8 protein-coding genes and 1 tRNA gene are annotated in these 15,114 nt (G+C 37.7%); 2 read left to right on the forward strand and 7 right to left on the reverse strand.

Annotation, left to right across the window (positions count from 1 at the left end):
* Positions 1 to 39: 39 nt before the first annotated feature.
* From GX311_00735 to GX311_00755, 5 genes are all read right to left on the reverse strand, one after another.
* Entirely contained in the window at positions 40 to 828 is a 789-nt protein-coding gene (locus GX311_00735) for a hypothetical protein (GenBank protein ID NLK14904.1), read from the reverse strand.
* Between the two features lie 55 nt (positions 829 to 883).
* Complete coding sequence (locus GX311_00740; GenBank protein ID NLK14905.1) at positions 884 to 2,392, reverse strand: GH3 auxin-responsive promoter family protein; 1,509 nt, start codon at positions 2,390 to 2,392, stop codon at positions 884 to 886.
* A gap of 239 nt (positions 2,393 to 2,631) precedes the next feature.
* Positions 2,632 to 4,047 carry a TolC family protein gene (locus tag GX311_00745; GenBank protein NLK14906.1) on the reverse strand — a complete coding sequence of 472 codons (1,416 nt, stop codon included), beginning with the start codon at positions 4,045 to 4,047 and terminating at the stop codon, positions 2,632 to 2,634.
* Between the two features lie 114 nt (positions 4,048 to 4,161).
* On the reverse strand, positions 4,162 to 7,284 hold the full coding sequence (locus GX311_00750; GenBank protein ID NLK14907.1) for an efflux RND transporter permease subunit: 3,123 nt from the start codon (positions 7,282 to 7,284) through the stop codon (positions 4,162 to 4,164).
* Positions 7,284 to 8,354 (reverse strand): efflux RND transporter periplasmic adaptor subunit, encoded by a 1,071-nt coding sequence (locus tag GX311_00755; protein ID NLK14908.1) that lies wholly within the window; start codon positions 8,352 to 8,354, stop codon positions 7,284 to 7,286. Before GX311_00755 ends, GX311_00750 begins: the two co-directional genes overlap by 1 nt.
* A gap of 211 nt (positions 8,355 to 8,565) precedes the next feature.
* Between GX311_00755 and GX311_00760 the strand changes: the two genes are divergently transcribed.
* Positions 8,566 to 12,006 carry a hypothetical protein gene (locus GX311_00760; GenBank protein ID NLK14909.1) on the forward strand — a complete coding sequence of 1,147 codons (3,441 nt, stop codon included), beginning with the start codon at positions 8,566 to 8,568 and terminating at the stop codon, positions 12,004 to 12,006.
* A gap of 10 nt (positions 12,007 to 12,016) precedes the next feature.
* Here the strand turns inward: GX311_00760 and GX311_00765 are convergent, their stop codons facing one another.
* The gene (locus GX311_00765) at positions 12,017 to 13,477 is read right to left on the reverse strand and encodes a T9SS type B sorting domain-containing protein (GenBank protein NLK14910.1); all 1,461 of its coding nucleotides are present in this window, start codon (positions 13,475 to 13,477) and stop codon (positions 12,017 to 12,019) included.
* 98 nt (positions 13,478 to 13,575) lie between these two features.
* Between GX311_00765 and GX311_00770 the strand changes: the two genes are divergently transcribed.
* A tRNA-Thr gene (locus GX311_00770) sits at positions 13,576 to 13,648 on the forward strand.
* A gap of 184 nt (positions 13,649 to 13,832) precedes the next feature.
* On the opposite strand, the gene GX311_00775 is transcribed toward GX311_00770, so the two are convergent.
* Entirely contained in the window at positions 13,833 to 14,825 is a 993-nt protein-coding gene (locus tag GX311_00775; protein NLK14911.1) for a class II fructose-1,6-bisphosphate aldolase, read from the reverse strand.
* Positions 14,826 to 15,114: the final 289 nt, after the last annotated feature.

The raw sequence follows: 15,114 nt of genomic DNA on the forward strand, positions 1-15,114 counted from the left end.
CGCTAATTCCTTTTAACTTCCCAATCCGTGATAATCTGTTCAATCCGTGTAGTCTGTGTTCAAATTCCTAATTGTAATACATTTGTCTTCAAACAGATAAAGCAAGTCAGTATAAATAAAACAGCCTTTAATTGCAGCTACGTTTGAGGCAACCACTTTGCTTTCTTTAAGTTTTATGTCGTATGAATACAGATCACCTTCGTCAATAAAGTGAACAATCTGTTTAGAAATTTGCGATTTTTCGAGACCTTTCTGGTAGTGTCTTGTTAAGTACTGTCCAAAAAAATCTAAAACCAACCAAGTACTATCTGTCATTAAAAACCAGAGCTGTTGGTCGTAGGCTACCATTTTTTTTATCTCTGAAACATGTCCGTAGTTACTGAATGAGAACGAAAGGTTGATCCTCAAGTTATTTTGCAGTTCGTATATTGTATTGGTTTGCATATCGGCAGCCCAAATTCCTCCGCTTATAGAACGGCAAACTTTAGTAATGTCGTAAATTCCCGAAATTGTTAAATCCAAAGGATCAGCAATTTCTAATAGATGTCTGTCCAAAACTGATATTTGATAAGATTCCGGGTAAAAAACCAAAACCCTTAGATTATCAGAAGCGTCAATGTAAATTATGTTGTTTGTGGCAGGTGGAGTCCATTTAGCAATAATATTTCCTTTATTGTCAAACTTTAGTATTTCTCTACTGGTATTAATCAGAATATTTCCGTGGCTGTCAACGTGCCAATCGGTATATTTCCCAGTATCTATTCTGACTTGCGAAAAAGCAGGCAGCAATCCAAAAGCCAGAATTATAGTTGTAAGTATATACTTCATTTTCAGTTAAAAGTTAAAAGCACTTTTACCTTGCTACTTGCTCCTTTTACCTTTCCTACAGGTTCATTGCCAACAGTTCGTCAATATACTTTCTATCATTTGCAAGGCTCGGCACCTTGTTTTGACCGCCAAGTTTGCCACGTTTTTTCATCCAGTCGTAGAATAAGTTTTCTCGTGCAACAATGATTTCGGGAGTTTTAATAACGCTATCCTTAAATCTTTTTGCCTCATAATCACTATTTAGCGATTTTAAAGCGTTATCTAAAATAAACGCAAACTCTTCTAAGTTGTCTGGTTGCTCCTCAAACTCTATTAACCACTGATGCCGAGCATTATTGTTGTCCATAAAAACAGGTGCAACGGTAAACTCTTTTATTTTTGATTTTGTTTTATCTGTAGCAATTTTAAGCGCGTCAAGCGCGTTGTGCACCATAAGCTCCTCGCCAAAAGCGTTTATGTATTGCTTTGTGCGTCCGGTAATTCTTATTTTATGAGGTTTTAGTGATGTAAACTCCACAGTGTCGCCAATAATATATCGCCAAAGTCCTCCGTTTGTGCTGATTACAAGAGCATAGGTAACGCCAATCTCAACCTCCCCGATAGTTAAAACGGAGCAGTTTGGTTGACCAAATTCCGATAGAGGAATAAACTCGTAAAACACACCGTAATCAAGCATTAACAGCATATCAGATGTGTTTGGATTATCCTGTATAGCGAAAAAGCCCTCGCTTGCGTTATATGTCTCCATATAGTGCATGTTCGGAGAGGGTATAAGCTCGTTATAGGCTTCTCTGTACGGAATAAAGCTAATACCACCGTGAATAAACAGCTCCAGGTTAGGCCATACTTCAAGCAGGTTGCTCTTTCCGGTTTTTTTCAGCACCTCGCGAATTAATACAAGGTTCCATGATGGAACGCCTGCAATGCTAACAACATCTGTGTTTATTGTTGACTCGACTATTCGCGCTATTTTTTCTTCAAAGTCCTCTATTAAAGCGTATTTAGCTTTTGGTACACGTGCGAAATTTGTCCAAAAAGGTGCATTATCTATTAATATTGCAGAGAGGTCAGCGTCAAAAGTTTTTTTCTTGTAACTATTTATTTTTGTGCTACCTCCCAGGGTTAAAGTCTTTCCTTTAAAGGCTTTGGTATTTGGGTAATTCTTATGATAAATTGACAAGACATCTTTTCCTCCGCGAAAATGGCAATTTTTTAAAGCATCATTAGTTACAGGTATAAACTTACTTTTGTCTCCGGTTGTTCCCGATGATTTTGCAAACCATTCTACGGTTCCGGTCCATAACAAATCTTCCTCTCCCGATCTAAGACGTTCAATCCATGGTTTAAGGTCATCATATTCCTGTATGGGGACTCTATTTTGAAAATCTTCAACAGTTTTAATTGTTGAATAATCGTAAAATTTGCCCCAAACTGTGTTTTTTGATTTCTTAATAAGGTGTTTAAATACTTTCTCTTGAGCTTTAACGGGATGTTTTCTAAACCACTCTATTTCAGCTAATCGATTGCGACCATATAGCGCAACTATTGTATTTAGTAGAGACATAATAATGTTACTTTGATACAAATATATGTAAAATCAATTAACAATTAGCAATGTGTAATTAACAATTTTCTTAGGAGCGAGGGCAGAGCCAAGCCAGTTTGAGCTATGCCGAGTGACGACAGAAAATGTAGTGAAACTGAACTATGCCAATGACTACGGCGATTTACTTAGCGAAGCCGAAGTATTGAAAGTAATTAGCAATGTGCAATTGTCAATTAAAAATGAATAATTGTTCATTGTTAATTGCTCATTGCTAATTGCCCCGTAGCTTTTTGATAGTACGTTAGTTTCGTTTTAAATTCGGTTTTTGCGTCTATTAGATTACTGTGTGCTTCTTGCCACTGTGTTTGTGATATTAATAAGTCGGTTAGTAGCTCAGCACCCAATTCGTAGCGTGTTTGACTAAGCTCAAGGTTTTCAGATGCCTGTTTAAGTGCTGTTTCACAAATTGATATTCGCATAAAAGCATCTTGTAAATCTAATTTTGCCTTTTCTGTCTCTAAACTAAGTAGTCTGCTGTTTTTTTCTAACTCTAAATTTTTGATATCGCGTTCTGCTTTTGCTGATTTAACCTTGTATACTCCTTCGCCCCAGTGGAATAGCGGTATTTTCAGAGAAGCCATAATATTAAAACCGTTGCTTTTTTGTTCCATACCCGTAATTTCAATACCTCCAATCCATGAGTAACCTGCACTTACTCCAAAAGTTGGAAGGAAGTCGGCACGGTTCATTTTTATTTGCTCGTTTTGCATATCAATCTGTTTCATCAAAAGAGAGTATTCGGGTCTTTGCGTAACATCTTCATTTCCAACCATCGATAGAGCTTCCGATGAACAATCAATAACAGTATCGGCTACAACAATATCGGTATTAAACTCGAGCCCTAACGCTTGACAAAGTGCCATTTTTGATAATGATAATCCGCTACGGGCTTTCTGCAAATCTAGTGTTGCCTGATTATGTTTTACCATAACTTTTCCAAGTTCGTTTTGATGAACTAAGCCTATGTCAACACTTTTGCGCACAAAGTTTACAAGAGAGTCGAGCATGTCTAATGCCTGGCTTGCCAGTTTAACTTTCTCGTTTACAGAAACATAAGTCCAATATGCTTTATCGGATTCAAAAATTGCATTCATCTCTTGCAGACTCAGATTTTTCTCTGCCATCTGCTTACCCAATTTTGCCATTTTGTTGCCAGTGATTATTTTCCCTCCAGCAAAGATGGGTTGTTGCAAGTTAACTCCTGCCAAATAAGCTCCTTTCAGGGTTAGCTCTAAAGGCATATAACCATATGAATTAAAAACAGGGTTACCGTCCGGACCGTAAATTGGGTGTCCCGTAATAGGGTGGTAGAAATAGTCTGGTACCAATTGTCCCGACATTGGGTCGAGTTTAAAAGTTGGAAGATATAGATCCTGTTTAAATGTATTGGTTAAATATGCCATTGTAGCAGAGGCTGATATCGAAGGCAGATACATTGTGCGAACAGCTTTCCTTTCAGCGTCAGCCTTTTCGATAGTCTTTTCAGCTATCTTCATATTGTGATTGTTCTCAATTGCTAACTCTCTGGCGCGTTCTAATGTAAGAACCTCTTGCGCTGATACTCCAATTGTTATGGATATAAGCAATATTGTATATAATATCTTGTGTCTCATGTAAATTAGTTAAAAGTTATAAGTTATAAGTAGAGACAGGGTATGCCCTGTCTGTACAATAATTTGCATGTGCTGTCGTCTGTACATAATTTTCTCAATCGTTTTCGGTTTTTTCTAAGTTTTAACACGGTAAAAAATAGCATATAATATTGGTACAAAAACTAATGTGATTAATGTTCCTACAATTAAACCGCCAATTACGGCTACTGCGAGGCTTCCGTACATTGGGTCGGTTAGCAGTGGCAACATACCTAAAACTGTAGTTGCCGAAGCCATAATAACCGGTCGTGTTCTCAAAATGGTAGCATTTACAATAGCATTGCGTGGTTGATTGCCCTCTTTAAGCTGTCGTTCAATTTCGTCTAACAGAACAATAGCGTTTTTCACTAACATACCTATCAAACCAATGGTTCCGATAATCGCCACAAACGTGTAAGGTTGCCCAGTCAAAAGAAGTCCGGAGATTACCCCAATCATTGCCATTGGAATACATAGCAATATGATAATTGGTCGCTTGAAGTCGTTAAAAAGTATTACTAAAATCAGAACTATCAGTATAATTGTTACCGGGAAAAATCTAAATATGTTATAAACTGCTGTATGTTGTAGCTCATGCTCTCCCATCCAGCGCAACGAGTAGCCTTCGGGTAACTCAATTGATTCTATCTGTTCACGAATATCGTTACGTGCAACCGCAGGGTTGTACTCACTTTTGGGTTCGCATTGTGCTTGAATGGTTCGTTTGCCATCAACACGGCGTACAATTTGTTCTTCCTTTTCAACATCGATACCCGATGTTACTGAACTCAATGGAACTGAACGTATTATCTCGTTTTTAATATCTTCCAACGATTTTATTCCAATCATTAATCCCGCTAACGTGTTTTTATCAACTGAGTTTACGTTAGGGATCATATTCCACACAGGTATATCGTCAAGTTTTTCGATACTCGAACCGTCTTTATCGGTCATTCTCAATTTTACAGCAATTGGGCGTTCGCCCTCATAAATAGTTCCCAAGGGCACCCCTTCTGTTGCAGTTAGCAGTGCCAAAGCCAAATCTTGACGTGATGTGCTGTTTCTGCGAGCTGCGTCCATTTTATATTGTGCCACTAACGATTTTCCCATGGGCTCCCAGTCAACACCAATGGTAGACTTGTCGATGTATGGGCTTTGGTGCATTATCTCCATAGCTTGGCTTGATAGTTGCCTTAATACAGCTGGGTCTGGCCCAGAAAATTCCGCTTCAACAGTATGCGAAGCTTTAACCGACAGATTATATTTTCGGAAACGAATATTTGCATCGGGATAATTGTTTCTCAAATACTCCTCGAAAATGGGTTTCATTCGGTTAAGTGTTTCGTAGTCCTCGAAATTGACTAACACTTCGCCGTAATTATCAGCAACATCGCCTATTGGACGCACTAAACAGTATCGAGTGGGAGTCATTCCTTGACTTGTGGTGATCAGCACAACTTCGTCGTATTTTAGAAAGTGTTCTGTTATTTCGTGCAAGTCTTTATGCATTCTGCTTGCTGTTGTCCCATAGGGCAACTTATATTCGATGTAAGCCTGACTATAGTTGAAGTCGGGGAAAAACGTTTTCTTTACATTTTTGATATTGTAAATAGCGACTAAAAATAGCAGTAGTGATATTGTTAATGTGGCAAATTTATGATGTAGAAAAAATGTAACAGTTTTTCTTAACCATTTATACAATGGAGTATTAAATGGGTCTGTGTTCTGTTTTTTCTCGGGAATTTTAAGAAAAATAGCCGAAAACAGAGGCACCTGCGTTAGAGCAAATACCCAACTAAGTAGCAGTGATATACACAATACAACAAACAAATCGTGAACATAGGTTCCTGCTGTGTCTTTTGACAGAACAGCTGGAAGAAATGCAAAAACTGCGATAAGCGTTGCTCCTAAAAGGGGCCAGGCTGTACGTTTGGCAGGGATAGTAAATGTGCTTTTACTGCGTCTGCCTTGCTGCTGCATTCTGACTAATATTCCGTCTATAACCACAATTGCGTTATCAACCAACATTCCCATTGCTACTATAAACGCACCAAGCGAGATACGTTGTAACGTGCCATCTGTGACATAAAGGAACGGAAATGTCGCTACTACGGTAAGAGCGAGTCCTCCGCCGATAATCAAACCACTTCGTAAACCCATGGTTATCATCAGTATCAAAACTACTGTAGCTACTGACATTATAAGGTTTATCATAAAGTCGTTTATCGCGTCTCGGACTATATCGGGCTGGAAGAATATTTTTTCAAAATCGTAGCCCGCAGGCATTTGAGCATGTAGCTCCGACATGCATTTATCGACACGTTCGCCTAAATCAATAATATTGTAGCCCGACTCCATTGATATCGAAATACCAATAGCTTGCTTGTTATTTAAGTGTAGCGTGTTTTTCATCGGATCAGGGTAGGTGCGTACAATTTCGGCGAAATCGGAGAGTTTGAAAATATCTTGGTTAAATCCTGTAATTACGATGTTTTCTAAATCTGTAATGCTGTTTGCTTTTCCGCTGACTTTCACACGTAATTGCTCATCTCCAGTAGTAAGCATTCCTGCATAAAGCGATGAGTTATAGTCGTTTATAGTTGTTATAAGCTGTAAAGGCAAAATTCCCATTTGTGCCATTTTTTCCTGCGACAATACTATTTCAACTACTTCGTTTTGCTCACCGTAGATTGCGACTTTGCGCACTCCTTCAACTTGTAGTAGATTGCGTTTGATATATTGCGCGTAATCCGACATCTCTGAAAGTGAGTAGCCGTCAGAGGTCATTGCGTAAAACATGCCGTAGACGTCTCCTATATCATCAATAACCATTGGTTCTTGTGCTCCCTTAGGAAGTTTTGGTGTCGCGTTTTTAAGTTTACGTCTCAAAAACTCCCAACGTTGCTCAATCTCCTCTTGTGGAACGGTCATTTTTAGCTCAACGTCAATCATCGAGACATTAGCGGTCGACTGTGACTTTATGCTCTCAATATCAGCTAATTCGCTTATTGCGTCTTCTAACACAGATGTTACTTGCATTTCTACTTCATGCGCAGACGCACCCGGATATACGGTCACAACTTTGGCAATCATGACTACAATTTCAGGGTCTTCTAACTTACTGATATAGCGATATGAGTACAATCCAGCTATAAATAACGCTACTATCAGAAAATAAAAAATGTTCTTTTTTCTGAATACAAGTTCCGAAATATGCATTATAATAATCCTCCGATATTTGTTTCACTAATAGGCTCTATGATTTCAACTTTCTCGTTGTCTTTGAGCGAATTAACGCCCGATACAACTATAGTTTCATCGCCCTTTAGCCCCGATTTTATACTAACTTTACCATCTCCATATATCTCTCCAATTTCGATAGCGTATTTGTTTACAATCGAATCGGATTTGTTGACAATCCATATGTTAGGCTCTTCATTATTGTAAAATATTGCGCCAAGCGGTATAACCAAGTCGTTGCTGTCGGTGCGTTTGTACTCCATTGTTATGGCTACCTCCATACCCGGAAAAACTCTTTTGTCAGATTGTGGACCTAAACCGTAGTACATTCTGTAAAGTAAACTGCTGTTGGCTTTTGCCTGATAGTTAAGTAGTTGTAATGGTATTTCTGAAGCATCATCAATATTAAGTTTGCAAGTAACTTTTTTAATCTTGTCTCGTTCGACAAAAAGTTTAGATGGAATATCGACCTCTACCTTATATGAGTTCACATCTAACAGATCAGCAATGGGCATTCCAATGTTTACAATTTCACCTTTTTGGAAATTTATGTTTTGGATATAGCCCGAGAAAGGAGCGTAGAGCTTAGTGTCGTTTAACTGATCCTTTGCACGATTTAGCTGTGCTGTGATCATCTTTTCTCCTGCTACAACTTTTTGATAATCAGCCTCAGTAACCGCGTTTTGTTTATAAAGTTCAATAACCCGACTTGTTTCGGTAGTAACCTTATTGTATTCGGCTTGAGCCACAGATAGTTGCAGTTGATAGTCGCGTGGGTCCATTTCTGCAACCAATGCCCCTTGCTTTACAAAGTCGCCTTGTTTTACATAAATTGCTTTTATCGGTCCGGCAACTCTAAATGAGAGATTTACGGCACGTGATTCCTTGATTATGCCGGAAAATTCTTTTGTCTCTGTGTCCGATGCTTTTTCAATAGCTGCAACTTTAACTTTTCGTACTATAGCGTCGTTTTCGGGCTTACTGTTACCGCAACCGTTGATAAGTACAAAAATAAATCCCAAAAGTAGTAGTTGTTTAATATTCTTCATAGTGTTTATTATTTTTTCTTGCTATTAATGAGATACAAAAAAACATTAAAATGACGTTATAACCGTTATGGTGTTTCCGAAGTGTTGAAATTCGGGAATGAAACGTACTATGAAAGGTAAAAGGAAAAGGGAGCAAGGTGAAAGTATTTTAAAGCTTTACAAGCTTTTAACTCAATTAACTATATTTGCCATATATAAATTAATTTGCCAGATGCGTGCCAGATATACCTTATTGTTAGTTGTAGCTTTAAAATTGCTGATAGCCACAAGCTCGGCGGCGCAAAGCTTGTCAAACTTAAGGTGTATAGAACTGCCCGCTTCTCAAAGCTATTTGTTTGATACAGCTACTGTTGTTCCAAATTCATTTATTATATATCAGGACGATATAATTATCTCCGATTCGCAGTTTACTTTTTCGTCAGAAACCAAACAGTTAAATATTAGTGGATTAGACTCAAATAAAACTATACGGATTTGTTATAGGGTTTTGCCTCAAGAGATTACAAAGCCCTATTTTGTAATGCAGCCACCAGAAGTAATTTCTACACGTAGTGCTTATCAATTTCAGTTTGACAACAAGCAACCCACTGATATTCAGACAACCTATACACAGCTTGACAAAAGTGGGAGCGTTAGCAGAGGTATTTCAGTTGGAAATAACCGCGATATGTCGCTAACTGGCGGGCTTAACCTGCAAATGTCGGGAAAAATTGCTCCCAATTTGTGGTTAGCAGCTTCGTTAACTGATGCCAATATTCCTATTCAGCCCGAAGGGAATACAGCGCAGTTAAGCGATTTCGACAAAGTATTTATTCAGATATACAACAATAAAATTAGTGCAACATTAGGCGATTATCAACTCTCTATACGTGAAAATCCATTTTTGAAAGTCGATAAAAAACAGCAAGGTTTTTTATTTGAAGTCAAACCACAAAAAAATGATAGTACCAAGTTTATTTACAGCGGATTATCGTCAGCATCGGTCAGTAAAGGAAAATATCATCGCCAGACACTGGTCGCTATTGAGGGCAATCAAGGACCATACAAGCTCTATGGAGCTAATAACGAGCACTTTATTATTGTAATTGCGGCATCGGAGAGAGTTTTTATTGATGGCGTTTTGTTGGAGCGCGGAGAGAATGGTGATTACATTATTGATTATAATGCTGCGGAAATAATGTTTACTCCACGTTGCCCAATCAGCAGGCAGTCAAGAATAACCGTAGAATTTGAATATAGCGACAGGACTTATGCCCGTTTTGTGGCTGCCCATGTAAGTAAATGGGAAAGTAACCGCACGCTCTTTTCCGTAGCCGTGATGTCGGAGAGCGATGCAAAAAATCAAACCTATGATGTTGATTTAAAAGACGAATGGCGAACTCTTCTCGCTGAAGTAGGCGACAATATTGATTCGGCTTTTGTGATTAATGCACACGAAGAGGAATACAATCCAGAAAGCGTTCAGTATGCGCTCCAAGATACCTCATATCAAGGTGTTGACTATCAAATATATCGATATTCGGTTAATAGGGATAGTGCACGTTATAGGGTTGGTTTTTCGTATGTTGGCGCAGGAAACGGTGATTATGTTTCAATAACCGGATATATTAACGGAAGGGTTTACAGATGGGTTGCTCCCGAAAACGGAGTTAAGCAAGGCGATTATGAGCCTATCACACTGCTTATTACACCTAAAAGCAAACAGAATATTGCTCTAAAAGCCGAACACAAATTAAAAAAGAGCACAAAGATATATTCGAATATAACTTATTCTAACTCAGATATTAATACCTTTTCAAAAAAAGATAGTTACGATAATCACGGTGTTGCATTTGTATCGGGTGTTCAGTTCGGAACCGACAGCTCACGATGGTCGAGTAGGGGCGAATATCAGTTTATACACAAGTATTTCGAGACTTTTGAACGATATCGTACCACAGAATTTGAACGCGATTGGAATATCGAAACAGCTTCAGAGCGTGCAAATGAACATATTGCCACATTTGGAGCGCGGTGGAATAATAAGCAAATTGGGGCGGTTGAATATAACGCCGAGGCTTTGGTTAGTGAAAATATTTACAAGGGAATAAAAAATAGCCTACTTGCTAATATCGATACCAAAAAAGTTATCGTAAAATCCAATTTGTCTATAGTCAACTCAGAGAGTGACTCTATTAACAGTAGGTTTGCGAAGGCAGATGTTAAAACAGGTTATCTTATAAAAAATGTTCTTTCGGGGGTAAAGTTGCAGGCGGAGGAAAACCATCGAACAGTTAACAAATTAGTGTTAGACCAATCATCATTTAGGTTTTATGATGCTGCACTGTTCTCTGAAACAAAAGGAACCAACTTATTCAAAATGAATATATCAAGCGGAATTAGAAACGATGAAAAATGTTACAACAGCAGTTTTGAGGAGCTTACAAATGTAAAATATGTGCAGTCGGAATTTGTTTTAAATATTTCACCTACACATAGTTGGGAGTTTATGGCAAATTACAAAAACATTGAGCCTCAAAATCCCGACTATTGGACAGATATTAAGCCGGAAAATACTTTAGGAGGTAGAATTACAAATCGTATCTCTTTGGCTAAGAGGGTAATATCGCTATCGAATTTTTATGAAATTGGGTCGGGTTTGGAATCCAAAAAGGAGTACGCTTACATGAAAACGGTACCCGGCGAGGGAACTCATATCTGGCGTGACCTTAATAACAACTGTATTAAAGAGTTATCGGAATTCGAACTTGCCCCGATTGCTGCTGAAGCTGACTATATCCGCTATTTTATCCCAACAGACGACTATATGAACGCATATTACTGTCGCTATCGTGGCAATATCAATATAAACCTTAACAGGTGGCAAAATAGCAACAAAAAGTTGGTTAAGATTATTGCAAAGCTATCTAACCAGGCAAATTTTCAAGTAAATCATAAAACCATCGACAACAGATTTATCTCTTACGGAAATCCTTTTTTTGTGCCAAATTCTGATTCTGTAATGTTGTCTAATCAACTATCCGGTAGAAATACACTTAGTTACGGTCGTTCAAATGCGCGTTGGGGAGCTGATTATATAATTAGCAAAACGCAGAATAAGCAAATGCTTGACAACGGATTTGAAACACGAACAAATGAGAATCAATCGGTTGTGTTGCGTGTCAACTTTTTACAATTCTTTACTGTTTTAAACGAAGCTGCAATGCAAAAGTCGGCGTACAACTCACAGGCATTTTCCTTTAAAGATTATACCATTGGCTCGTTAAGTGATGAAATTAAACTTGAAATTAATCCCAATATTGCAACTAGGTTTGAGATCAAATATAAATATGCCGATAAAAACAATGATTTGAGTTTAAACAGCGTCGAAGCCCATAATTTTACTCTATCGTTTCAATATTCAAAGGTGCAGAAAGGCAATTTTAATGTCTTAATAGGCTATGTTCATAATAATTTTTCAGGCAATGCGGAAGATCCTACAAATTTTGAGCTTTTAGAAGGTTATCAGATTGGGAAAAACCTGACTTGGCAGTTGGGATCAATTGTCAATCTCTCGAAGCATTTTCAGCTAACTTTTCAATATCACGGACGCACGTCTCCCCAAATAAAAACAATTCACACTGGAACTGTAATGGTTAAGGCTTTCTTTTAATCGTTAAATATCAATAAATTATATTAACAATTCCCTTTTTTGTGATTTTTCTTCCTGATATTGTGTATTCAGCTTGCCAAATATAAGCTCCTTTTGGCACAAGGCTTCTATTATATACGCCGTTCCACTTTCTATCAACGCTGTGAGTGAGGAAAAGAGTAGCTCCCTGTTTGTTATAGATTGTCATTGTAAATGTCTCAGGATAAAAACGGGTCACTACAGGACCAAAGGTGTCGTTAACTCCATCTCCATCAGGAACAAATGCGTTGGGCCATAGAAGATCGTCGTGAAGTGTAATGCAAACGACATTGCTAAATATTGAAAGAGTATCGTTTGTTGCCTGAATATAAAAGCAAATTCTTTCTGCTCCTCCTGCGTCTGATTCTATGATGTACCTATAAGAATTCCCAGATGTAAAACTCTCTATTAACTCCACTTGTCCATCGTCTTTAAATAGCTTATAATTAAGTCCTAAAACAGAATTAACGCTGTTCCATTGTAATATGATATCATCGCCAGTATCAGAATGCTTTAAAAGGATTGATTCTACCGCTAAACTATTGTCGTACTCGGTGCCGCAAATATCAATAATAGCTGGTTTGAAGAAATATATCTCTTTTGTTGATTTGACCGTAAATTTAGCTGTGCCTGATAAATCGGGTTTAACAGAAATACGACTATGTGGAGAGTTCAAATTGTTTTTATAAGTATAAAGAACAGCAGAGTCAGTATCTCGGTAGAATCTGTTTTTAACCTCAATGTTAAACGTTTTGCCTGAATTGTCAATTATTGAAACAGACGAATTCTTTGAAATATTGATAGTGTCGGCTGTATAGGGGCGAAAAGCAGAGGTTGAACTTCCTGTGTCCCACGTTGCCCGAACAGCTATTAAGTGAGACTCTCCTCTGATAACAGAAGTTGATCCATAATTGTTATTCCCATGGTTTCTGTTGTCAACATCAACACCGTTTGATATGCAAATAGTTGAATATTTTACATTTGTTGATCCCACATAACTACTCCATGATAAATTGAGTTCCGATTGACATAAATGATAAGCTTCGAAATCAAATGTAATATAGGAGTGAGGTAAAGACATCCCTGACAGACTATCCGTAGAACTCATTGACGCAATCGTATACAGCCAGTTTTCATTGATTACATCAACATTATTATCGATATAAGTATATGGAGATGAGGCACTAACCGTATCAATCGCTATATAGGCAAAATCTTGGACAGTTTTCCTGTAGATTACAAATCGTGTTATACTAACGTCATGTTCCACATGCCAGGCCATTCGTACTTGATTATTGGAAGCTACTGTTACAGAGTCAATCGTTGGTATAGGTATTGTTTGTGATTTCAATTTTACTGAGCTGAAAAACAGACACACCAACGAAAAGCATAATACTTTAAAAGTAAAGTCATCCCTAAGAATAGTCGTCTTAACTGTAATTAATTTGTTCATTTAGTAGGTTTTAGTCCCAAAGATATAAAAACAAGTATTAAAAAAAGATAGCTTGACGTTATAATTTGTGTACAAATAATTATTTTTGCAACGCAAAAGCCACCTTAGCTCAGTCGGTAGAGCAGGTCATTCGTAATGATCAGGTCGCGGGTTCGAGTCCCGTGGGTGGCTCTTTTGGAAAACTTAAAAAAACATATATTTGGCTTGTGGTTGGAATCAGGGTAAGGTTAGGAACTTTGTGTGTTCCCCTCCTGGTTCCAATTTTGTTTTAAGTGTATTGTTTGAGTTGCTGTTGCAACAAGTCGTAAAAAAAAGGCTGTCTATATTTTTAAGACAGCCCCCAATTATAAAAAAACTATCCTTTGTTATTGGAACCTAAGACATGAACAATCTTATGTTTATAAAGCTCTTTTAATTTATCTCTGGCTGGTCCCAAATATTTACGTGGATCAAACTCGGCAGGTTTGGTCGCCATAACTTCACGTACTGCTGCTGTCATAGCTAAACGTCCATCTGAGTCGATGTTAATTTTACATACAGACGATGTTGCTGCACGACGTAATTGATCTTCAGGTATGCCAATGGCGTCTTTCAAAGCTCCACCATATTTATTAATAGTTTTAACTAAATCTTGTGGAACTGATGATGAACCGTGTAAAACAATTGGGAATCCCGGTATTCTTCTCTCTATCTCTTCAAGTATATCAAAACGTAGTGGAGGTGGTACTAATGTTCCGTCTGCGCTACGTGTACACTGTTCCGGTGTAAATTTATTTGCTCCGTGCGATGTTCCAATTGAAATTGCCAATGAGTCAACCTTTGTTTTTTTAACAAAATCCTCAACCTCATCCGGATTGGTGTATGTATGAGTTTCTGCTTTAACATCGTCTTCAATTCCTGCTAAAACTCCCAGCTCTCCCTCAACAGTTACATCATACTTGTGTGCATAATCGACAACTTGCCTGGTCAGAGCAACGTTCTCATCATATGGGAGATGCGATCCGTCGATCATAACCGAAGAGAATCCCATTTCAATACAGCTTTTACATAACTCAAAAGTATCTCCATGGTCTAAATGTAGCACAATTGGTATATTGTGTCCAAGTTCCTTAGCATACTCAACAGCACCTTGTGCCATATATCTGAGTAAAGTTTGGTTTGCGTATTTGCGTGCGCCTGATGAGACTTGCAAAATAACGGGTGACTTTGTTTCAACACAAGCTTGAATAATAGCCTGCATTTGTTCCATATTGTTAAAATTGAAAGCGGGTATTGCATATTTCTCCGCAATTGCCTTGGCAAACATTTCTCTGCTGTTTACCAATCCTAATTCTTTGTAGCTAATCATAATGATATTGGTTTATATTGTTTGAAGATTATAATTAAAAAATGTTTGACGGAATAACTCGCTATGAAACAATACAAAATTAAGAAAAATCTTTACATATGCAAGATTAATGATTTATATTTTCTGGATACTACTCTAATAACCTTATGTTCTTTAGTATTGTATATATGATGCAACCGTTATTGAAATAACTTCAATAAAGGTTGCTGTAGTATTCCTTTTGGGTATTATAAAAAAGAGCTGTCTCACAACGAGACAGCTCTTTTTATAAGATAAATGTTGTTTTAAT

This window comes from Bacteroidales bacterium (assembly GCA_012519055.1).
In the GTDB taxonomy this organism is placed as follows: domain Bacteria; phylum Bacteroidota; class Bacteroidia; order Bacteroidales; family Salinivirgaceae; genus JAAYQU01.

Bases quoted from the DNA above. Each gene is read 5' to 3' on its own strand.
- GX311_00735 (NLK14904.1), bottom strand. From the start codon at position 828: ATGAAGTATATACTTACAACTATAATTCTGGCTTTTGGATTGCTGCCT.
- GX311_00740 (NLK14905.1), bottom strand. From the start codon at position 2,392: ATGTCTCTACTAAATACAATAGTTGCGCTATATGGTCGCAATCGATTA.
- GX311_00745 (NLK14906.1), bottom strand. From the start codon at position 4,047: ATGAGACACAAGATATTATATACAATATTGCTTATATCCATAACAATT.
- GX311_00750 (NLK14907.1), bottom strand. From the start codon at position 7,284: ATGCATATTTCGGAACTTGTATTCAGAAAAAAGAACATTTTTTATTTT.
- GX311_00755 (NLK14908.1), bottom strand. From the start codon at position 8,354: ATGAAGAATATTAAACAACTACTACTTTTGGGATTTATTTTTGTACTT.
- GX311_00760 (NLK14909.1), top strand. From the start codon at position 8,566: ATGCGTGCCAGATATACCTTATTGTTAGTTGTAGCTTTAAAATTGCTG.
- GX311_00765 (NLK14910.1), bottom strand. From the start codon at position 13,477: ATGAACAAATTAATTACAGTTAAGACGACTATTCTTAGGGATGACTTT.
- GX311_00775 (NLK14911.1), bottom strand. From the start codon at position 14,825: ATGATTAGCTACAAAGAATTAGGATTGGTAAACAGCAGAGAAATGTTT.